The following is a 20,777-nucleotide window of genomic DNA, read 5'->3' on the forward strand; positions in this document are numbered from 1 at the left end:
TTTTAATGAAGAAAACTATACTTATCGTCGTAATTCTAGCAATGTTTTCTTGGGCACTCTATGATTTTGTTTTTTCATCAAATCAAACCGTTCAAGAGGATGAAGAGACTTCCGTTGCAAAGAATACCATTACTTCGGAGGTAAAAGATAATCCAGACGAAGAAAAAGCGGCGAATACCGATAAGGAAGGTCTAAATATTGGCAATATGGCGCCGGATTTCAAATTGCAAACACTAGACGGTGAAACCGTTCAACTTTCTGATTTCCGGGGAAAACGGGTCATGATTAATTTCTGGGCAACATGGTGCCCACCATGTCGTGCTGAGATGCCTGATATGCAGAAATTCCATGAGAAAAAGGATATTGTTATTTTAGCTATTAATTTAACCGAAACTGAAAGTAATCTTCTTGATGTTAAACGTTTTGTAAAAGATTTTGAACTTACCTTTCCTATTTTAAAGGATGAAAAAACGACGGTTGCAAATCAATATCAAATACAGCCAATACCTACCTCGTACATGGTTGACTCCAAGGGACGCATTCAATACAAAGCCTTCGGAGCAATGAACTATGATTTAATGGTGCAGGAATTTGAGAAAATGCAATAAATGATACTTTTTTCTACTTACTTTATAGCATAGCTTTTTTCAGCAAGGATTGTTTACCATTTGAAGAAAGAGCGAAACATTGAATAAGAATGCAGTACATTATATTCTTTTTCTGCAAATTACGGTAAACTAACGCATGGGTGGTGAAAATATGAAGCAAACAATTATGGTTGTTGAAGATGATAAAATGATTCGAAAACTTATTCGATTATATTTAGAGAAGCACCGTTATGAAGTCATTGAAGCAGTGGATGGAGATGAAGCAAAATCCTTATTCTTAGCACACCATCCATGCTTAATCATCCTTGATTTAATGCTGCCAAAGGTAAGTGGTGAAGCTTTCTGTAATTGGGTTCGAAAGCAAGTAAATGGTGAAGTATCCATTATTATGTTATCGGCAAAAGCGACAGTAGAAGATAAAATTACTGGCTTAAATATTGGTGCAGATGACTATATAACCAAACCCTTCGATCCTAATGAGCTTATCGCCCACGTTGAAGCAGTTTTACGCCGCACCAGCCATTTTTGTCAAAAAATCGTTAGTGATGGGCTCTGTATAAAGCCTCGTAAAGGCGAAGTGCTTCTTTATGATCAGCAGATTAAGTTAACAAAGCATGAATTTAACCTGCTCCATTATTTTATGCAAAACCCAAATTTTGTTTTATCACGGGAGCAGCTTGTTTCGCAAATCTATCCGAATGCTGAGCAAATGGTAATGGAAAGGACAATCGATGCACATATTAAAAAGCTTCGCGAAAAAATAGAAAGAGAGCCTGGCAAGCCACAGCGCATTCAAACCATAAGAGGAATGGGGTATAAGTTTGTCACATCTACGTAAGAAAATAACCAATATCCTACCTGAGAGCTTCTTATGGCGATTAACGATATTACATTTTCTCGTCATTGTAGTTGCCATGATTATTAGTGGCTGGGCGTTATATCATACTGCCTGCTTCTTAGCAGCAGGAGTTGGTAATTTAAACGAACAGCGACAAGAACAATTCAATCAAACATTATTAAATTATGTATGGTTGTTTATTATCATCTCTATTATTGCTGGTACTATCGTTTATTTTTATCTAACTAGACGACTACTAAAGCCCGTTCGTAGTTTAATGCATGCTACAGAACTATTAAAAAGAGGGGAGTATCCAGAAGCAATTACCGTGTCCAGAAAAGACGAAATTGGACAATTAGTGGAGCAGTATAATGAATTGATTGAAAAACTAACGAAAAATGAGGTAGAACGTAAAAAGCTTGTTTCCGATATATCTCATGAATTCCGAACGCCTCTTTCCAATCTGAACGGCTATTTACTTGCTTTAAAATCTGGCGATATAACAGGTGATGAGCAATTATTTGCAGCACTTTATCAAGAATCCAAGCGTCTAACTTCTATGCTCGAACAGTTTGATCAATTAAAAAAGTGGGACTATACTACATCGCAAACACCGTACCATAAAGAAAAAACCGCCATTCATACACTAATCCAACAATGTATTGCTATGTTTAATTGGACGTTAAAGCAGGAAAAGATAGCAATTGATGTACAACTAGAGGAATCTAGCTTATCCTTACACCCAGAAGGAATTCAACAAGTAGTTAGCAATCTGCTGGATAACGCAATCCGATATTATCAGGGTACTGGAGCTATACATATATCAGGCAAAGTACAGCAATATCAATATATTATTTCCATTACAGGTCCAAGTGAAAACATACCTCAAATGGAGCAAGAAAAGCTTTTTGAACGATTCTATCGGCTAGATTCTTCACGAAGCAGGGAAACGGGTGGAGCGGGCTTAGGTCTTGCTATTACAAAAGAAATCATCGATCAACATGATGGAAGCATTACTATTCGTTCTTCCGACAACCAAAATACCTTCAACGTTTACTTACCAATAAAGTGAAACTTCAATCAGTGGGAGGGGTTATCACCCCACTGATTGTTAGTACCACAAGGGTATGACCTAAAGGCCTTTGAACCAATCGGACATTTACTGGCAGTTGCCTCCTCACTAACCCATCCTTGGTTTCACTTAAATGTTTGAAGAGGGGGCTTACTGCCAGTTATATGCGAGATAAAGTGAAACTTCCATCCGTGGGGTTTTGTTTTTCCCTACGGATGGTTAGTAGAACCAATCGGACATTTACTGGCAGTTGCTTCCTCACTAACCCATCCTTGGTTTCACTTAAATGTTTGAAGAGGGGGCTTACTGCCAGTTATATGCGGGATAAAGACAGCGTATTTCTTCATTAGAAAAACGGAGCAAAATTCGCTCAGTCCCTATCACTACATGCTCAGATTTACGCTTCCTCTAGTAGCTATTATGGAATAATAGCTACTGCTTGACCACCACTCCGGCTGCCCACTTCCCTTTCCGTGGGGTTTGTCCTTCCGCTAACTTTTTTAGCAAAACCCGCTCAAAAAAGTGGATCTTCAGGTCAAACATTTCCCACAGGAGTTGAAGTGGCCGGCCTTCGCTATTATCAGGCTCTACAACGCTAGCATGAAGTAACACAGCTGCTTTTATACTCACGGATAGCGATTTTCACTTTACCCATTGTAAAAAAAGTCAACCTATTACTTATGACAAGAATTGTTGCACCTTCTCATAGCGGAGACTAATTACGTAGACTCCTGCGGGAATTGCGCGAGCCGAAAATCCACTTTGCAACGTGTTCTTCTTTGCAAAGTTAGTTGAGGCCGTGCCCGCGGAAAGCGAAGTAATTAGTCGGAGCATTGCCAATAGACATCAAACATTTCAAAATAACTACTTGGCTTAACGCAGTCATTGCACTGATTTTATACTTTCTTAACTTAGAACAAAAGCGCAAGCGCCCGATTAGAAACGTAGCGACTGGAGCAAGTCAACGGAGTTAAAGGAATCATGGTGTGCTTGCTAGCCGATGATGACTTAGATTAGGACGATTCGTTATGTCACATCGTTTCTGGGGCGCTAGAGCTGGACGCAGCTATTTACCTGTTTCAGCAAATCGCTTTATTCGAGCGCCAATTTCATCTCTTACTCGTTGAAATACCTGCCACTTCACTTCTATCGTTCCTTCCGCCTTTGCTGGATCATCAAAGCCCCAATGCTCCCGATGTACATGCGAAGGTGTGACAGGACATTTGTCCTTAGCGTCTCCACATAGCGTCACAGCGATGGTAGCATGCTGTAAGATAGTCGGATCAATAATATCCGACGTGTGATCAGAGATATCAATACCAACCTCTTTCATTGCCTTCACGGCATGAGGATTGACCCCATGAGCTTCTATACCAGCACTTCTTACTTCCCAATCTTCACCTAGATACCTCTTAGCCCAGCCCTCTGCCATTTGACTACGACATGAATTTCCTGTACATAAAAAGTAAATTATTTTTTTCGTCATTTTCATCCTCCTTTTAAAATAACCATAACGTAATATATAGTCCTATGAGTGTAATAAACAAAATTGGGACAGTTAATATAATGCCTGTCTTCACATATGTGCCCCACGATATTTTTACTCCTTTTTGTGATAGCACATGAAGCCATAACAGGGTAGCGAGTGATCCGATTGGTGTAATTTTTGGACCTAGATCCGATCCAATTACATTTGCATAAATCAGCGCTTCCTTTATTACTCCAGAAGTGCTAGTTTCAGCGATTGCTAAAGCATCAATCATTACTGTTGGCATATTATTCATAATTGATGATAGAATCGCAGCAATAAATCCCATTGCAATTGTAGCAACGAATAATCCTCTATCTGCGCTTGCTTGAATTATACTTGCCAGCATTTCAGTAAGACCAGCATTCCGTAGACCATATACTACGACATACATTCCAATCGAAAAGAACACAATAGCCCAAGGTGCTCCTTTAATTACCATCATTGTATTGACTGAATTGCTTTTACGAGCCATCAATAGAAAGAATATGGCAATAATCCCAGCTACGATGGAGACTGGCACACTGATCAATTCGCTCACAAAATAACCGATTAATAAAATTGCAAGAATGAACCATGATAGTCGAAACATCTTTAGATCGCGGATAGCTGTTTTCGGCTCTCTAAGCTGGTCGACTGCATAGCTTCTCGGAATCGATTTTCGAAAGTAAAGCAATAAGATACCGATCGTAGCTACAAGGGAGAAGAGATTTGGAATAATCATTCTAGAGGCATATTCTACAAAACCAATTTGAAAAAAGTCTGCCGAAACAATATTAACAAGGTTACTTACGACTAGAGGAAGTGAAGTTGTATCAGCTATAAATCCACTAGCAATAATGAACGGAAATATCATTTTTTCTTTAAAATTTAAATTACGAACCATTGCCAAAACAATTGGTGTTAAGATTAGTGCAGCCCCATCATTGGCAAAAAAGGCGGCAACGATGGCACCTAAAATACTGATGTAAATAAACATCTTAACTCCGTTACCTTTAGCTAATCTTGCCATATGCAAGGATGCCCATTCAAAAAATCCTATTTCATCTAAAATCAGTGAGATAAGTATAATAGCTACAAATGCTAAGGTCGCATTCCAGACAATTTGAGTTACTTCAATCACATCATTAAAGCTAACAACTCCCAGTAGCAACGCCAGGATAGCCCCACCACATGCGGACCACCCAATGGATAACCCCCTAGGCTGCCAAATGACAAACAGGAGAGTTAGTATAAAGATAACTAATGCTAGAAAAATCGATGATGTCAACATACTCCCTCCTACTTACAACAATTAATTCTTGTTCCGTTTTCTTCCAATTGTTTTAACTGGTAACTTTGATCTGGAAGCTGATCAAGTAGTGTTTGGATGAAAGGATATTCCGAACTATTTTTATTCATGGAATAAAATATCCACTGACCTTTTCTCTCCTCCTGTACCAAACCAATATCTCTTAACTTACGTAAATGCTGGCTAATGGATGGTTGACTAACTTGAAAGATCTCAACAAATTCACAAACACAGCAATCTTGATCATCAAGGATCTTCATCATGATTAGCCTTGTTTTATCTCCTAATAATTTACAGATCAAAGCAGCACGATCTGTTTCTACTGATGTATCCTGCATAAACACCCTCCTCATTAATATAAGTATATAAGTATATACTTATATATTCAAGATATTTATTCCTTATGTATTACTATAACAAAAGCGCAAGCGTCTGATTAGAAACGTAGCGACTGGAGCGAATCAGCGGAGATAAAGAGCTTGCAAGCCGATGATGACTTAGCTTAGGGCGATTCGTGAAGTCGCCTCGTTATCTGGGCGCTGGAACTGGACTCTGCTCAACACACGCCTATTTATCCACATGGGCTAATTTTTTAATTTACTAGACTATAAAAAACGCTGACCACTTCATGCTTATGCATGAAAGATGTCAGCTTCCAAGTTACTATCTACTTTTTACAAGTAGATTAACTGCTTCTTTTATTAATTCCTCCGTATTTTCACCATTTCTCTGTTCTTCACGAATACATTTTTCTAGATTCTGACTGACAATGAGTGCTGCTGTGCGATCCAATGCACTCCTAGCAGCTGACATTTGTGTTACAACGTCTCGGCAATCCTTTTGTTCTTCCATCATCTTTAATAACCCACGAATTTGACCCTCAATTCGTTTCATTCGATTCATTACTTTTTCATCGTATTTCATACTTACTTCGCTCCTTTGTCCCATCATAGCATAAACAAAAGCTTATTGTGCACTCTAACTTTAAAAAGAATGCAGATCTTTAGTGAAACCACTACCAACCTAATTACCTATTTATTCCAAAAATCCGTTTAATCATTTCTCGTTAAAAAACTCCAAATGATCTGTATACAAATATAGAAATACAGTTGATTTCACAACAGGTACAGACAGCGATTGAACCGTCTCCTCGTTTTCCTACCTGAACAAGCTATTTCTCCCATTAATTCTGTCTTCTGTGCCAAGTTATGGAATCAGACTATCATCCCTTCACGAACGATCGAAAATTATCCGGGGCCATAACAGACAGCAGTGTTTCCTCCTCTCCCTAATACTGAGTCAAATCTATCTTGATAACTGAGGGGAATGGAATCCCCTTACTCATGACTTGGTTCTGTATGTTTCCGTATTTCCCGCTTTCTAATTTGTACTCGTTTAATTGTACGATCTTCTACAGATAAAACTTTAAACCATAAATGATCTGTTGATATTTCCTCACCTGCCTCTGGAAAATAATGAAAGGCTTTAAGCAAGAACCCAGACAGGACATCCTCTTCCTCCGGGATGTCAGTATGAAAGATGGTATTCAAGCGATGAAGTGGAATTTTTCCATGACATATAATTTCAGAGTCTGTGACTTTCTCTACCATTGATTCGTTACCCTTATCTGTTTCATCTTCTATTTCTAAACCAATCAAGACTTCGATTATATCTTCATGGGTTATGATCCCTTCCGTACCACCATACTCATCAAGAACAATTGCCATATGCTTTTTATCCTGTATCATTTTTCGGAATACCCAATCAACCGAATGGAATTCGAAAACGATTAACGGGTTCATATCGCTAAACGACTCTAATGATTTTTCCGGTTCCATCGCCCAAGACAACAGATACTTTGAATGGAATACACCTACAATATTGTCAATCTCCTCTTCATAAATTGGATACCTTGTAAATGGGTTATCAATAGCAATATTTCTAACCTCTTCAAATGTTGAATCACAAGGAAGTGCCATAATATCCACACGGGGTGTCTTCAATGCATCCTTCACATTAAGATTATTAAATTCCAGTACCCCTTTAATACGATAGGTCTCGTCCTGTTTAAAAATACCCTCGGTACGCGCTATATCCACCATAGCCCGAATTTCTTCTCTCGATACAGATGTACTATCTTCCTGTCCTTTTGATAAAAAGCGAATGATAGCACCAGTAATTCCATTAAGCAGCATGGTTAATGGCTTAAAAATAGTAACGACTGCTTGAATAACTGGGTAGACCACATGTGCAATTCGATCAGGAAAGGCGGCCGCTACTGATTTAGGAATTACTTCTGAAAAGATTATAATCGTAATCGTTAATAACGCTGAAGCAATCCCTACATTTATACCGTAGTCAATCGCTACCATAGTAACGAGCGTCGGTAGTAAGATATTTGCAATATTATTCCCTATTAGAATTGCTGTAATAAATTGTTCTGGCTTGGATACTAATTCAAGCAGCTTCCCAGATCGTCTATCATGATTCTTAGCTTTTGTCTGTAATTTCATTTTATTTGTCGCGGTTAATGCCGTTTCACTGCCTGAAAAGAAAAAAGATACAAATAATAAAATAATGATCGCAATGATCACGTATGTCTTCCTCCTTATGTAAGTTCATATACTTGTTAGGATATGTCAGTCATTTACCTATGATACATTATATTTCCCACCATTTCACTGGGCCAAACCACTGTGAGCTTAACCCTATAATCCTGCACATATTTTAGGTGAAAGTTAGAAAAAATAAGACGAAACTACTTCACTGGAGCATAAACATACGCTACTAACAGAAAGGAAGGTGGATTCAGATGGATAAGGAAAGAGCTCAAGAAATAATGAATGCAGTAGAGATGATACAAGTCCGCTATCGAGGAATCCCAGTCTACATCAAATCGTTACATGAAAAAAATACAACAGCCACTATCTTTCCTCTAGATGAAATGGAAAATGAGCAAATTGTGGACATACAAGGACTACACGAACTACAATTAGACAACTAATAGAATTGTGTCTCAAATGGTTCGGTTTATATAACAACTAAGAAGGACAGAACGCTTCTAAGGTGGGAAGCTTTAGAAGTTAAAATGTGATGTTTCATAAGTGGAAAAAGCCCGTTTTGGGGAAAGTATATGTCCATTCGTGTACGTATGGAGCTGAGGGCAGCTCCATACTCATAGTTGTAATCCGGTCCATTGCCAATACGTAAAATAAAATACAATCATAACAAGGATATAAACTGGCATAAGTATTGTACTTAATTGAAGCAATTGTTTTGCGTCAATCGTCATATCACCTTCTTCATAGAATAGTAATATTGCTTTTGAACTAACTGGAAATGTTAAACAATAGTTCATTCCAAGTAAACTCAAGAAAACAACTGCCGCAGTGTTTAGCCCTATGGACTCACTAAATACAATAATACTTGGAATAAAAATAATTGCTCTTGTGGTATGTGAATGTACATATAAATGACTTGTCACCGCAATCACTAACATAATCATCATGAATAGCCAATTGGGAATATGATCAAATACATTGAACCCCTGCTCGATAATTCGCAAAAAATGAGAAGTTTATGAGAAAGCTGGTGATAGAAGATGTAAGGCTGTCCATTACTCGAAAAAAAAACTCCTTAAGCAAGAGGTTTCTAGATTATTCAACTTATTTATGATTGTTTCCATCATTTCGATTAATCCGAAGTGGTAATCAACTGCCAGTAGATGTCCGATTGGTTCTAACCTCTATGGTACTAACAATCTGTGGGAGTTGTTTATCCCCCACGGATTAATTTAACCGATCAAATGATTGTTGTAAGGCTTCATTGAATTTTTGTTGCTCTTCCACCATCTCAAATGTGTGTTGTTTATTAGATAATGTTGATTAGGTTCTTTCAATCTTCATTATTTTTATAAATCTCTTTATAATTGACATGATTAATATATACCCCCATTATTATGACTGCTTATTTTGAGTTCTTCGTAATTGGGACATTTCAACTATATGTATCTACCCCTTTTAAATAAAAGATCCCTTCATCTGTTAAAAAAATATGATACGATAATAAATACAATTATGTGAAAAAGCTGAAGGGAGTCATTACACTTACTATTATTATAATAGAGAAAACGAGCAAGATTAAAATTTATATCATTCCATTTAACTACTTACAAACAACATCAGCACGGAGGAAACAACATGAAAAGAATTTTACAGATTGCCAGTGCATTTATCGGAATAGTCGTTGGAGCAGGCTTTGCTTCTGGACAAGAAATTTTGCAGTACTTTACTAGCTTTGGTTACATTGGGACAATTGGATCCATTGTTTCCACTGGTTTATTCGCCTATCTAGGTATGACACTTACACGACTTGGGAGCAAGTATCAAACAACCTCGCATCGAGAAGTCATCTATCTGATGAGCGGGCGCTTTTTAGGGACAATGGTTGATTACATTATTGTCTTTACATTGTTCGGTGTAGGAGTAGTCATGATCGCAGGGGCTGGATCAATCTTTAGTCAACAATTTGGGCTTTCATCCTTTGCTGGAATTACCGTAATGACGATACTCGTTATCCTTACCGTTATGATGAATGTCAATCGTGTAATTGCGGTTATTGCAAGCATTACACCTTTTTTAATTCTAACCGTCATCTTACTTTCCATCTATAGCATGATGACAATGGATACTTCCTTTGCAGCAATGGAACCAATTGCTAGAAATCAGCCAGCTGCTTTATCGAACTGGTTTATCTCTGCCGTTAATTATGTATCGTTTAATATAGCTTTAGGTGCACCTATGGCACTAGTTATGGGGGGATCTGAAAAAAATGAAAGAATTGCTACCATTGGCGGACTACTCGGCGGTCTCGGGATCGGTTTACTTATTGTTTTTAACCATTTAGCGATTTTTTCTAATATGGAAGCAGTTGTTGGCTACGAGATGCCTATTTTAAAAATCGCGGATGATCTTTCTCCTATACTTGGAATGCTATATTCCATCATTCTTTTTGGCATGATTTTTAATACCGCTGTTAGCATGTTCTTTTCATTTGGATCTCGGTTTATGAAAAGTGAAACAAAGTCATTTCGTATGTTTATTGTGTTCACAATTCTTACCGCATTTGCTTTAAGTTTTGTTGGCTTTACAGAATTGGTCTCCTTTTTCTACCCCCTAATTGGTTATTTAGGTCTGTTTTTAATTGCTGTACTTATTATCGTACCGGTCCGATTACATAAAAAGAAAAACGGGAATGCTCAAATGGAAGATAATTAACTATAGAAGTGCGAGATTGGAGGGAATATCTTGCTAAAACAATGGCTTTACGAAGCGAAATATACGGTTGTTTTCACGGGAGCTGGGATGTCGACAGAAAGTGGTTTGCCAGACTTTCGTTCAGCTAATCAAGGGTTGTGGAACAAGCAGAATCCTACTAAAATCGCTAGTACTGATGCATTAAATAATAACGTTGAGGCATTTACAACATTTTATCGAGAGCGAGTATTGGGAGTGAAATCCTATAAACCACATAAAGGCCATTATATTCTTGCAGATTGGGAGAAGGCCGGTACCATACAATCGATTATAACGCAAAATGTAGATGGGTTTCACCAGCAAGCTGGGAGTAATCGTGTTGCTGAGCTTCATGGCACGCTGCAAAGGCTCCACTGTCAATCCTGCCAGAAGGAATATAGTAGTGAAGAATATGTACACAAAGACTACTTTTGTAAATGTGGTGGCATCTTACGTCCTTCCATTGTATTATTTGGAGAGACATTGCCTGCCCAAGCTTTTCAAGCGGCACTCTCTGAATCAGAAAAAGCTGATTTATTTATGGTCCTTGGCTCATCATTAAGTGTAACACCGGCAAACCAATTTCCGTTAATCGCCAAAGAAGGTGGTGCGAGATTAGTCATCATTAATCACGAACCTACTGCATTAGATGCTTACGCAGATATGCTCATACACAATCGACAAATAGGAGACGTATTAACTGAATTAGACCAGTAAGAAGCAAGATAATTGAGTTATCTAAACTATAAATTGAAACTTCCATCCGTGGGGTGGTTTATCCCCATGGATTGGTAGTACCACAAGGGTATGACCTAAAGGCCCTTGAACCAATCGGACATTTACTGGCAGTTGATTCTACACTTATCCTTATTGGTTTCACTTTATTCCTTGATGTAGGGAGCTTACTGCCAGTTATATGCGGGATAAAGTGAAACTTCCATCCGTGGGGGGGTTGCTTATCCCCACGGATGGTTAGGTGAACCAATCGGACATTTACTGGCAGTCGAACCCACACTTATCCTTATTGGTTTCACTTTATTCCTTGAAGTGGGGAGCTTACTGCCAGTTATATGCGGGATAAACAACTTTTCTGTATGGTGATTAAAAACGTGCTGGGACAAAACACAACTTCTTTACTCAACATACGAATAATCATGTTATCAATAGGAGTATCATCGCCGCACCGTGAAGATATACGCTCTTTCCGCGGACACGGCCTCAGCTAACTTGGTTAAGAAAAAATACGTTACCAAGTGGATCTTCGGACTCGTGCTGTTCCCGCCGGAGTCTCGCTTATTTCAGGTGCTAAATGAATGATTCTAACCAAAAAACGAAAAGATAATTAATTCAAATTAATTGTCTTTTCGTTTTTTATTGTTTCTTCATTCTATTGTCTTAGCCTCTTTTTATTACGTCATCCATTTAGGGGGTGTGTTTTTATCCCAATATATTTCACCAATGTCATAGTGTTTTTCAAAATTATCAGCTTGGAGATGGTAATGGAAATTAAACCAATGACCTTCTAATGGACGATGAACCCTTCTCACATGGAATTTAGCCACTTTTTCCTGCGCCTTCAAGTCATAAATATTAAATATTCTTTCTCCATAGCCATCAGCGGGATCCTCCGATATGTCATAGTAAGTCACAGGCGCTTTATCATCAAATAAAATTGTCTCCATCACTTTTTCTATGTTCGGTAAAATAACGGCTGTAAACTCGTCCTCAATTCGATGTGAAATTCTTGGACCCATCTTTATTAATGCCTGTTCTTTCGCCTTTTCCGTTAATTGATCTATGGTATATGCTTGAATAGGGACGACATCTTCTGGCGTTTCTAATACCGAGACAGGTGTAGCTTCGTCTAGAACTGACCCTGAATCATAACGTTCTTTATGCTCCTCAGGATCTGCCGTTAATGAAGTTGGAACGTACATCCCTAATGTCATAATTGTGATAAGAACAACAGCTATTTTTCTCATCCATTGCTTCATTTTAGAGCGCACTCCTTTGTATCTATTACTATAAATTCTATCACTTCTGTATCATTTGTCTATCCTATTTTTCAGAATTTAGTAAATTGATAGTGTAAAGGCTGCGATTACAAAAAACGTCATATACTATTTCTCTTAATAAGGCATTTAAGGAATATTCCATACATGTTTGAGTTTAAAGAAGCGACAGATGTTCGATCATTCTATTCTTGTACCTAGTGTTAATCCGCCATCAACAACAATTTCGGCACCGGTGCAATAAGAACTTTGATCTGAAGCAAGGAACCCAATAACATGTGCAACTTCTTTTGGTTCACCGATTCTTCCTAGAGGAGTTTGAGAATAAATAGGTATTGTTCCACTTGTTTGAGCCATTCCCGTATTTATTCCGCCAGGGTGTACGATATTTATTCTTATCCCATCTTTCCCTACCTCTACAGCCGTCGCTTTTGACATTGCCACAACGGCTGCTTTCGTAGAAGCATATGCAGCCGTTCCATCTAAAGGTGCAAATGCTGAAATAGAGACATTGTTAATGATGGAGCCCTTCTTTTGCTGAGACATTATCGGTATAACCGATTGCATGCCAAGGAATACACCAATCTGGTTAACATTAATAATTTCACGATATTGATGAAGTTCTGTCTCCGTCAACGCAGCATTGTAGTATAATCCTGCATTGTTCACCAGAACATCTATCCTACCAAATGCTTCTATGGCAGCATGAATTGACCTTTCCCATTGTACTTCATTTGTTACATCAAGCTTAACAGGAAGTGTTTTATTCTTATCAAATTCTTGTGACAGTTTTTCCGCATCATTCAGCTCCCGTGCAGCAATGATTACACGAGCACCTAACGATAAGAAGTAGCGTACTTGTGCCTCGCCTTGCCCTCTAGATGCACCTGTTACAAGAACAACTTTATCTTCTAGATTATACAACATGATATCACCATTTCCGTTAGTATTTAACTTTACCTTCTTTTATAGGGTAACAGGCACGACTAGAAACTTCACGATATTAGACTACGCATGATCATTAACAAAAAAACTGAGCAAAATGGTTAGTCCTTATCACTACATGCTCAGATTTATGCTTCCTCTAGTAGCTATTATGGAATAATAGCTACTGCTTAACCACCACTCCAGCTGCCCACTTCCCTTTCCGTGGGGTTTGTCCTTCAGCTAACTTTTTTAGCAAAACCCGCTCAAAAAAGTGGATCTTCAGGTCAAACATTTCCCACAGGAGTTGAAGTGGCCGGCCTTCGCTATTATCAGGCTCTACAACGCTAGCATGAAGTAACACAACTGCTTTTATACTCACGGATAGCGATTTTCACTTTACCCATTGTAAAAAAAGTCAACCTATTACTTATGACAAGAATTGTTGCACCTTCTCATAGCGGAGACTAATTACGTAGACTCCTGTGGGATTAGCGCGAGCCGAAAATCCACTTTGCAACTCCTTCTTTGCAAAGTTAGTTGAGGCCGTGCCCGCGGAAAGCGAAGTAATTAGTCGGAGCATTGCCAATATACATCTAACATTTCAAAATAACTACTTGGCTTAACGCAGTCATTGCACTGATTTTATACTTTCTTAACTTTTAAAAAACGGATTGTTTTCGTTATGTCCCAACTTATTTCAATAGATATATTCATAACTAAAGCTGCCGATGATACGTTTTCCTCCCATCATGGGAATAAATAACTTTCTTATCCTCCACATAGGTTTCTAAATATACTGTTTTGCCCCAAAGCTGATGAATATAAGGAAGCACATGCTCTAAATATTTTAGATCTAATTCTATCCCTTCATAATTGTGAACCAAATAGAGCTCCCCATTCCGCAAGTAATCACCATTTTCTACGGTTATATATGGAAATCCTCCATTTACTCGCATGGAAATAAGCTGATCACGTACTGCTTCATAATCTTTATTGGTAATTTGATAGTTTCTCCCCTTTTTCTCAAATAAATACATATCTTCTCTCGCTACCAAGTCTTTCGTTAAATAATTACGGATGAAGGAGATATCCGATTCCAGCTCTCTTACTTCAAAAATCTTTTCTCTTCCTGAATTTTCTTTTATGCCTAATTGCTTCATTTCCTTCGTCGGATGATTATACCGCTCCTCAATGTCTTCAAAAATTTTTATCCCTAAATAATAAGGATTTATTTGATGCTTCGAAGGCTGCACAACACCGGCATTTAATGTAGCAAATTCAACGGTCTCATCACTTGTTAAATCCATCTCACGTAAAATACGCTGATGCCAATAAGATGCCCAGCCCTCGTTCATAATTTTTGTTTCTAGCTGTGGCCAAAAATATAGCATCTCCTCACGCATCATTGTTAAGATATCCCGTTGCCAATCCTCTAGGTCTCTACTGTATTCTTCAATAAACAATAATAGATCCTTCTCTGGCTGAGGAGGAAACTTCTTCCGCTTGTTTATTTCCCTCTTCTTGTTATCATCTGATTTCTCATCTAAGCTCCATAAATCATCATAAGGTGTTTTAGGAGCAGATGTATCTTCTTCCTCTTCGTCCTCCATATAATAAGCAGGTAATTTTGGCCTTACGATGGATGGGTCAATATGTTCTTGAATTGCAAGAATCGCATCTAAAAACTTCTCCACTTCCCTTTTTCCATAAACCATCTCATAATGTGCAATTCGTTCAGCGGTAGCCGTCATACTTTCTACCATGTCTCTTCTTGTATTCGAGAAACGGACATTATTTTTGAAAAAATCACAATGCGCCAATACATGCGCTACAATTAATTTATTCTGAATAAGACTATTCGTATCAAGCAAAAAAGCATAGCATGGGTCAGAATTGATAACAAGTTCATATATTTGGCTTAGACCTAGGTCGTATTGTAGCTTCATTCGATGAAACTGTTTACCAAAGCTCCAATGACTAAAACGCGTCGGCATACCATAAGCACCAAATGTGTAAATAATATCGGCTGGGCAAATTTCATAACGCATTGGATAAAAATCTAATCCAAATCCTGATGCAATTTCTGTAATTTCATCAATGGCACGATGAAGCTCCTTCATCTCTGTCAAATAGATCCCCCCAAACGTACTTTATACAGTTTATGAACAAATACTAGAATGATTACAGTTAATAAGATTTGCATGTACAATTACTTGTACTTTTAATTTGCTTTCTTATACAAAATGAGTACTTATTACCTAGTTAAAATATGTTAACGTAAAATTTTTGATCAAAAGTATTGCTATTTTTAAACCAGTACCATATAATTTGCCTATAGGAAACATTTTAATCCTGATAAAATGTTTTGGACATAATACAACAAGAGAATTACTAACATAAGATACAAGTAGATTTTTTTTAGGCTTGTTTTGCCTTAGACAAACATTATTAGAGAGGGGAAATACTACATTGAGGAAGATAGGATTATTTTGCTTAACCGTATTACTTATCATTGGGATCGTGGGTTGTTCTTCCGGATCTGATGAAGCTAATGGATCGGAAGAGAATCCCATAAACGTCGTTACAACGATAGCCCAAATTGGAGATATAACCGAGAATATCGGCGGAGATCTTGTTGAGGTAAATAGTTTAATGGGACCTGGAGTCGATCCGCATTTATATAATGCAGTTCAAGGTGATATTCAGAAGATGACAGAGGCAGATATCATTTTCTATAACGGACTTCATTTAGAAGGACAAATGGGAGAGATTTTTGCAGAAATGAAACAGGAAAAACCTACTATTCCCGTTGCAGAAAATATACCAAAAGAAAAATTATTAGCTGATCCGGAAAGCCCAGATATTAGTGATCCACACGTTTGGTTTGATATTAATCTCTGGAAATATGCAGCAGAAGCTGTCCGAGATGGATTAATTGAGTTGGACCCCGATAATAAGGAAACGTACACCCAAAATACAGCGGCTTATCTAAAAGAGCTTGATGAATTAAATGATTATGCGCTGGAACGATTCGAGGAAATTCCAGAGCAAAGCCGTGTACTAGTAACCGCTCACGATGCATTCAATTACTTTGGAAAAGCCTATGGCTTTGAAGTAATGGGATTACAAGGCTTAAGCACAGAGTCAGATTATGGAGTAAATGATATCCAGCGTATTATTAACGTATTAGTAGAACGAAATATTAAAGGTGTATTTGTAGAAAGCAGTGTTTCCGAACGCTCGATTAACGCTGTGGTAGAAGGTGCGAAGGAAGAAGGTCAAGAAGTATCCATTGGCGGTGAATTATATTCTGACGCAATGGGAGAAGCAGGTACTGAAGAAGGTACTTATATCGGAATGTTTAAACACAATGTGGAAACCATTGTTGAATCTCTAAAATAAGGTGGGAGTTAGTATGTACGCATTATCAGTAAAAGATATATCGGTAACCTATGATAAACAGCTTGCCCTTGAGAACGTGTCTTTTGCTGTACCGGAGGGATCGATAACAGGGATTATTGGTCCAAACGGTGCTGGTAAGTCGACACTTATTAAATCTATTCTACAATTACTACCTACTTTATCAGGTAGTGTCGAGATATTTAATAAGCCTATACGCACACAAAAGAAAATCATTGGTTATGTCCCTCAACGAAGTGAAGTTGATTGGGACTTCCCAACTAATGCTCTAGATGTGGTATTAATGGGGAGATACAATCATATTGGATTATTTAAACGAGCAAACAAAAAAGAAGTGGCATGGGCAAAAGCATGCCTTGAAAAAGTGGGAATGCAAGATTACGCTACACGCCAAATTAGCCAATTATCAGGGGGGCAACAGCAGCGCGTATTTCTTGCCCGAGCCATGGCACAGGATGCCAAAGTATACTTTATGGATGAGCCATTTGCAGGAGTAGATGCTTCAACCGAAAAAGCTATTATTCAATTAATGAAAGAATGGAAAGCAGAAGGTAAGACAGTACTTGTCGTACACCATGACTTACAGACAGTTAATGATTATTTTGATCATGTATTATTATTAAATAAATCACCAATTGCTTATGGGGAAACACAGTCGGTATTTACGTTAGACAATTTGGAACAGGCATATGGCGGGAAAATTGCATTTTTACAAAAAGCCCCTTCAACAGTAAAGGAGTATACGTAAAATGGAAGCAGTAACATCCTTTTTCTCCAGCGCTAACCTGCAATGGGTGCTCATCGGTAGCTTACTTCTAGGGTTTGCTAGTGGTGTCATCGGCAGTTTTGTTTTACTCAAAAAACAAAGCCTTATCAGTGATGCCATGGCCCATGCAGCTTTACCAGGGGTATGTATTGTATATATTCTGTTTCAAGTAAAATCTGTACCTTTTTTATTAGCAGGTGCGGCGGTTACAAGCTTAATTGCAACGCAATCGATTCAAACGATTGTAAATAGGTCGCGCATTAAAACCGATGCTGCTATCGGAATAATCATATCTGTTTTCTTTGGTCTTGGAATTGTTTTACTGACGTATATCCAGCAAAATTCAAGTGGTAACCAAGCTGGGCTTGATTCATTCATCTTTGGGCAAGCTGCTTCGTTAGTACGAAGTGATGTTCAACTAATTGCCATTGGTGCATTCGTTTTAATCATTCTTACTGCTTTGTTCTTTAAAGAATTTAAAATTAGTATCTTTGATCCGCAATTTGCACGTGGAATTGGTTTACCAGTAACATTTTTCAATGGGGTTCTGCTATTTCTAGTAGTTGCCGTCGTTGTAATTGGTATTCAGATGGTAGGTGTTGTCTTAATTGCAGCACTATTAATTACACCACCGATCTCAGCAAGATATTGGACGGATCGTCTCGGGTTAATGACCATCCTAGCTGGTATTTTTGGAGCCATTTCTGGTGTGAGCGGCGCTGTCTTAAGTACTGCTCTTCATAATCTACCCACAGGTCCGGTGATTGTTCTAAGTGCATCACTTATCTTTTTCATTTCCTTACTTTTTGGATCAAGAAAAGGGCTTTTATTTAAAGGAGTGAGGCACGCATGACGTATACAATGTGGATTATATTAACTGGATGTCTTGTAGGTGTAACCTGTGGTGTAACTGGGTCTATCCTTGTATTACGTAAAATGTCAATGATTGCAGATGCGATCAGTCATACTGTTTTATTAGGTATCGTGGGAGCATTTTTCGTAACCCAATCGTTAAATGGGGTTCCCATGCTAATTGGAGCTGGTATCGTTGGTATTTTAACGGCTCTATTTGTTGAAATGCTACACTCCTCAGGCGTACAATCAGATGCTGCAATTGGGATTGTATTCACATCCTTGTTCGCCCTAGGTGTCGTACTAATATCCTTTATTGGAGACCAAGTACATTTGGATGTACAGCACGCACTTATGGGAGAAATTGCTTTTGTACCGTGGGATACTCTGACAATCAATGGTGTCAGCTATGGACCCGTTGCCGTTTGGATGCTTGGGGCAGTGCTGATTATTAACTTACTATTGATTATTCTGTTTTATAAAGAAATAAAAATGTCAACATTTGATGCACAGTTTGCAACATTAATTGGTGTACCTGTCGTCTTAATTCATTATTTATTAATGACAATGGTATCCCTATCTACGGTAGCATCCTTTGATAGTGTGGGAGCAATACTAGTGGTAGCCATGCTTATTGTACCAGGGGCCACCGCCTATCTGCTAACCGATCGATTTCTTGTATTACTCATCCTAAGTGGTGTGATCGGTATCCTATCTGCACTAATGGGCTATTGGTTTGCCGTTCAATTAAATGTATCCATTGCTGGATCAATGGCAGTAGCAACAGGTGTACTATTCCTTGCAGCTTTCTTGTTCAGTCCAAAACAAGGAGTTATTACACGGAAATTCAGAAATAGTAAGGAAGAAACCATACAACAGTCAGCATAAGGACAGGCCGTAGTGCAATTCTAATCGGGTATAAACCAAGGGACTTCCTCATCGGAATTCCTTGGTTTATTTTTTAATATATTGCTATTTGTGAACTAAGCAATCTTATTGTGAACTTCAACTGTATGATTCTCCTCAATCGGGAAAAGCTAGTTCATAGGAGGAATCACTATGGCAGATCAATTTTTAACAATTGAACAGTTTAATAAGCTTTTGAAAAAGTGGAGTGGAAAACGTGTAAAAATTGCAAAACAGGAGCTTCACGATTATGATGAAACGATTATGGATCTATCTAAAGTTTCTTATGAGACAAACACACGTAGAATTGATGATTACCAGCCCTTACATGCTCTACAACTGAATGGAATGGGTGAAGTCGAAAATGCTTCCAATCATTTTGAAGAATTGCCAACTTCTATGTACGAAATTCCACTGGAGGATACATCCCTATACCAATTTGACGGCTCACGTTTTGCCTTGGTAACAGATCGTGCCATCTATACCATCGAAATAGCAGATTAGCATCCATAGCCTTCCAGATAAATAAAAGCGCATACACCCGCCGATTAAAAACATAGCGACTGGAGCGACTCAACGGGGATAAAAGAATCACGGTGTGTTAGTGTAGCCGACAATGACTTATCATAGTGCGATTCGTGAAGTCGCCCCCGTTTCTGGGTGCTGAAGCTGGGCGCGGCTCAACACGCGCCTAATTTCTTAATTTCTTAAGTTTTATACAACAATCAAGCCGTTTCTTTTTCAAGATTATTTGGTCCATTTATAATACACAAATTTTAACTTCTGACCATTCATTTCAAATTCTTGATCACTGGTTTTTGTTTGCTCAAATCCATTTTTCTCTAAAACCTTTTGGGATGCTATGTTATTGGTTGTTGTTTTTGCCTTAACCTGTTCAATATCTCGATCTGTTAATGTTTCTAATAATAATTTCAATCCTTTCTTAGCAACACCTTTTCCAGTATGTAGTTGTCCTACTCTATAGCCTAGATAACCAATTTTTTGAGATCTATCAATATCAACTAAATTAATTCTTCCTAAAATAGAACCATTTTATCTTTAATTAAATAGAAATATGAAACTCCTTCAGCTTGCTCTTTAAGTAATGTTTCATGTCTTCTTTTAAAAATCTCAAACTTATAGTATTCGTTTCCTCGGGTCGGTACCATTTTTTCGAAAAAATATTTGTTTTCAAGTTCAAACTTATACAAATCTTCCGCATCTGTGGCATGTAACTTCTCAATTAATATATCCATGTGTAAT

Annotated in this window: 22 protein-coding genes and 1 pseudogene; 11 read left to right on the forward strand and 12 right to left on the reverse strand. The window is 38.0% G+C overall.

Going from position 1 to position 20,777, the window contains the following annotated elements; translation table 11 throughout:
- Positions 1-5: 5 nt before the first annotated feature.
- From D9782_RS03300 to D9782_RS03310, 3 genes are all read left to right on the forward strand, one after another.
- Positions 6-608, forward strand: coding sequence for a TlpA disulfide reductase family protein (locus tag D9782_RS03300; RefSeq protein WP_121604070.1), 603 nt, complete (start codon positions 6-8; stop codon positions 606-608).
- A 151-nt stretch (positions 609-759) separates the two neighbouring features.
- Entirely contained in the window at positions 760-1,446 is a 687-nt protein-coding gene (locus D9782_RS03305; RefSeq protein WP_026679546.1) for a response regulator transcription factor, read from the forward strand.
- Entirely contained in the window at positions 1,430-2,518 is a 1,089-nt protein-coding gene (locus tag D9782_RS03310; protein WP_240455797.1) for a sensor histidine kinase, read from the forward strand. The genes D9782_RS03305 and D9782_RS03310 overlap by 17 nt, the downstream gene beginning before the upstream one ends.
- 432 nt (positions 2,519-2,950) lie before the next feature.
- On the opposite strand, the gene D9782_RS03315 is transcribed toward D9782_RS03310, so the two are convergent.
- From D9782_RS03315 to D9782_RS03340, 6 genes are all read right to left on the reverse strand, one after another.
- Complete coding sequence (locus D9782_RS03315; RefSeq protein WP_121603754.1) at positions 2,951-3,148, reverse strand: hypothetical protein; 198 nt, start codon at positions 3,146-3,148, stop codon at positions 2,951-2,953.
- A gap of 436 nt (positions 3,149-3,584) precedes the next feature.
- On the reverse strand, positions 3,585-4,004 hold the full coding sequence (gene arsC / locus D9782_RS03320; RefSeq protein WP_026679706.1) for an arsenate reductase (thioredoxin): 420 nt from the start codon (positions 4,002-4,004) through the stop codon (positions 3,585-3,587).
- 13 nt (positions 4,005-4,017) lie between these two features.
- Positions 4,018-5,316 (reverse strand): arsenic transporter, encoded by a 1,299-nt coding sequence (locus D9782_RS03325; RefSeq protein ID WP_026679707.1) that lies wholly within the window; start codon positions 5,314-5,316, stop codon positions 4,018-4,020.
- Positions 5,317-5,327: 11 nt separating this feature from the next.
- The gene (locus tag D9782_RS03330) at positions 5,328-5,675 is read right to left on the reverse strand and encodes an ArsR/SmtB family transcription factor (RefSeq protein ID WP_026679708.1); all 348 of its coding nucleotides are present in this window, start codon (positions 5,673-5,675) and stop codon (positions 5,328-5,330) included.
- Between the two features lie 325 nt (positions 5,676-6,000).
- Positions 6,001-6,261: a metal-sensitive transcriptional regulator gene (locus D9782_RS03335; RefSeq protein ID WP_026679709.1), complete on the reverse strand. Its 261-nt coding sequence runs from the start codon at positions 6,259-6,261 to the stop codon at positions 6,001-6,003.
- A gap of 413 nt (positions 6,262-6,674) precedes the next feature.
- Complete coding sequence (locus D9782_RS03340; RefSeq protein ID WP_121604071.1) at positions 6,675-7,931, reverse strand: hemolysin family protein; 1,257 nt, start codon at positions 7,929-7,931, stop codon at positions 6,675-6,677.
- Between the two features lie 218 nt (positions 7,932-8,149).
- On the opposite strand from D9782_RS03340, the gene D9782_RS03345 reads away from it, so the two are divergent.
- Positions 8,150-8,341, forward strand: coding sequence for an H-type small acid-soluble spore protein (locus D9782_RS03345; protein WP_121604072.1), 192 nt, complete (start codon positions 8,150-8,152; stop codon positions 8,339-8,341).
- Between the two features lie 171 nt (positions 8,342-8,512).
- On the opposite strand, the gene D9782_RS03350 is transcribed toward D9782_RS03345, so the two are convergent.
- Complete coding sequence (locus tag D9782_RS03350; protein WP_205601746.1) at positions 8,513-8,902, reverse strand: anion permease; 390 nt, start codon at positions 8,900-8,902, stop codon at positions 8,513-8,515.
- 634 nt (positions 8,903-9,536) lie between these two features.
- On the opposite strand from D9782_RS03350, the gene D9782_RS03355 reads away from it, so the two are divergent.
- Both D9782_RS03355 and D9782_RS03360 read left to right on the forward strand, forming a co-directional pair.
- Positions 9,537-10,613 (forward strand): YkvI family membrane protein, encoded by a 1,077-nt coding sequence (locus D9782_RS03355; protein WP_026679713.1) that lies wholly within the window; start codon positions 9,537-9,539, stop codon positions 10,611-10,613.
- Positions 10,614-10,643: 30 nt separating this feature from the next.
- On the forward strand, positions 10,644-11,348 hold the full coding sequence (locus D9782_RS03360) for an NAD-dependent protein deacylase (RefSeq protein ID WP_121604074.1): 705 nt from the start codon (positions 10,644-10,646) through the stop codon (positions 11,346-11,348).
- 692 nt (positions 11,349-12,040) lie between these two features.
- On the opposite strand, the gene D9782_RS03365 is transcribed toward D9782_RS03360, so the two are convergent.
- The 4 genes from D9782_RS03365 to D9782_RS03380 all read right to left on the reverse strand — a co-directional run bounded on the left by D9782_RS03365 (position 12,041) and on the right by D9782_RS03380 (position 15,690).
- Positions 12,041-12,625, reverse strand: a complete 585-nt coding sequence (locus D9782_RS03365) for a YpjP family protein (protein ID WP_121604075.1) — start codon at positions 12,623-12,625, stop codon at positions 12,041-12,043.
- 198 nt (positions 12,626-12,823) lie between these two features.
- Positions 12,824-13,570: an SDR family NAD(P)-dependent oxidoreductase gene (locus D9782_RS03370; RefSeq protein ID WP_309299792.1), complete on the reverse strand. Its 747-nt coding sequence runs from the start codon at positions 13,568-13,570 to the stop codon at positions 12,824-12,826.
- Positions 13,571-13,751: 181 nt separating this feature from the next.
- The gene (locus D9782_RS03375) at positions 13,752-13,949 is read right to left on the reverse strand and encodes a hypothetical protein (protein WP_121604076.1); all 198 of its coding nucleotides are present in this window, start codon (positions 13,947-13,949) and stop codon (positions 13,752-13,754) included.
- 337 nt (positions 13,950-14,286) lie between these two features.
- Positions 14,287-15,690 carry a SpoVR family protein gene (locus tag D9782_RS03380; RefSeq protein WP_121605807.1) on the reverse strand — a complete coding sequence of 468 codons (1,404 nt, stop codon included), beginning with the start codon at positions 15,688-15,690 and terminating at the stop codon, positions 14,287-14,289.
- Between the two features lie 349 nt (positions 15,691-16,039).
- Between D9782_RS03380 and D9782_RS03385 the strand changes: the two genes are divergently transcribed.
- The 5 genes from D9782_RS03385 to D9782_RS03405 all read left to right on the forward strand — a co-directional run bounded on the left by D9782_RS03385 (position 16,040) and on the right by D9782_RS03405 (position 20,018).
- A complete protein-coding gene (locus D9782_RS03385; RefSeq protein WP_026681863.1) occupies positions 16,040-16,972 on the forward strand; it encodes a metal ABC transporter solute-binding protein, Zn/Mn family in 933 nt (310 codons plus the stop codon).
- Positions 16,973-16,985: 13 nt separating this feature from the next.
- Complete coding sequence (locus D9782_RS03390; RefSeq protein WP_026681864.1) at positions 16,986-17,738, forward strand: metal ABC transporter ATP-binding protein; 753 nt, start codon at positions 16,986-16,988, stop codon at positions 17,736-17,738.
- A 1-nt stretch (position 17,739) separates the two neighbouring features.
- On the forward strand, positions 17,740-18,609 hold the full coding sequence (locus tag D9782_RS03395; RefSeq protein ID WP_121604077.1) for a metal ABC transporter permease: 870 nt from the start codon (positions 17,740-17,742) through the stop codon (positions 18,607-18,609).
- A complete protein-coding gene (locus D9782_RS03400; protein ID WP_026681866.1) occupies positions 18,606-19,496 on the forward strand; it encodes a metal ABC transporter permease in 891 nt (296 codons plus the stop codon). The genes D9782_RS03395 and D9782_RS03400 overlap by 4 nt, the downstream gene beginning before the upstream one ends.
- Positions 19,497-19,667: 171 nt before the next feature.
- Positions 19,668-20,018 carry a protein YmzB gene (locus D9782_RS03405; RefSeq protein WP_026681867.1) on the forward strand — a complete coding sequence of 117 codons (351 nt, stop codon included), beginning with the start codon at positions 19,668-19,670 and terminating at the stop codon, positions 20,016-20,018.
- 243 nt (positions 20,019-20,261) lie between these two features.
- On the opposite strand, the pseudogene D9782_RS03410 reads toward D9782_RS03405, so the two are convergent.
- Positions 20,262-20,770, reverse strand: a pseudogene (locus tag D9782_RS03410) (GNAT family N-acetyltransferase).
- Positions 20,771-20,777: the final 7 nt, after the last annotated feature.

The organism is Virgibacillus sp. Bac332 (genome assembly GCF_003667785.1).
Lineage (GTDB): Bacteria > Bacillota > Bacilli > Bacillales > Amphibacillaceae > Virgibacillus > Virgibacillus salarius.

Coding starts and splice junctions, on each gene's coding strand:
- D9782_RS03300 (WP_121604070.1), top strand. CDS start 6: ATGAAGAAAACTATACTTATCGTCGTAATTCTAGCAATGTTTTCTTGG.
- D9782_RS03305 (WP_026679546.1), top strand. CDS start 760: ATGAAGCAAACAATTATGGTTGTTGAAGATGATAAAATGATTCGAAAA.
- arsC (WP_026679706.1), bottom strand. CDS start 4,004: ATGACGAAAAAAATAATTTACTTTTTATGTACAGGAAATTCATGTCGT.
- D9782_RS03330 (WP_026679708.1), bottom strand. CDS start 5,675: ATGCAGGATACATCAGTAGAAACAGATCGTGCTGCTTTGATCTGTAAA.
- D9782_RS03335 (WP_026679709.1), bottom strand. CDS start 6,261: ATGAAATACGATGAAAAAGTAATGAATCGAATGAAACGAATTGAGGGT.
- D9782_RS03345 (WP_121604072.1), top strand. CDS start 8,150: ATGGATAAGGAAAGAGCTCAAGAAATAATGAATGCAGTAGAGATGATA.
- D9782_RS03355 (WP_026679713.1), top strand. CDS start 9,537: ATGAAAAGAATTTTACAGATTGCCAGTGCATTTATCGGAATAGTCGTT.
- D9782_RS03365 (WP_121604075.1), bottom strand. CDS start 12,625: ATGAAGCAATGGATGAGAAAAATAGCTGTTGTTCTTATCACAATTATG.
- D9782_RS03370 (WP_309299792.1), bottom strand. CDS start 13,570: ATGTTGTATAATCTAGAAGATAAAGTTGTTCTTGTAACAGGTGCATCT.
- D9782_RS03380 (WP_121605807.1), bottom strand. CDS start 15,690: ATGAAGGAGCTTCATCGTGCCATTGATGAAATTACAGAAATTGCATCA.
- D9782_RS03390 (WP_026681864.1), top strand. CDS start 16,986: ATGTACGCATTATCAGTAAAAGATATATCGGTAACCTATGATAAACAG.
- D9782_RS03395 (WP_121604077.1), top strand. CDS start 17,740: ATGGAAGCAGTAACATCCTTTTTCTCCAGCGCTAACCTGCAATGGGTG.
- D9782_RS03400 (WP_026681866.1), top strand. CDS start 18,606: ATGACGTATACAATGTGGATTATATTAACTGGATGTCTTGTAGGTGTA.
- D9782_RS03405 (WP_026681867.1), top strand. CDS start 19,668: ATGGCAGATCAATTTTTAACAATTGAACAGTTTAATAAGCTTTTGAAA.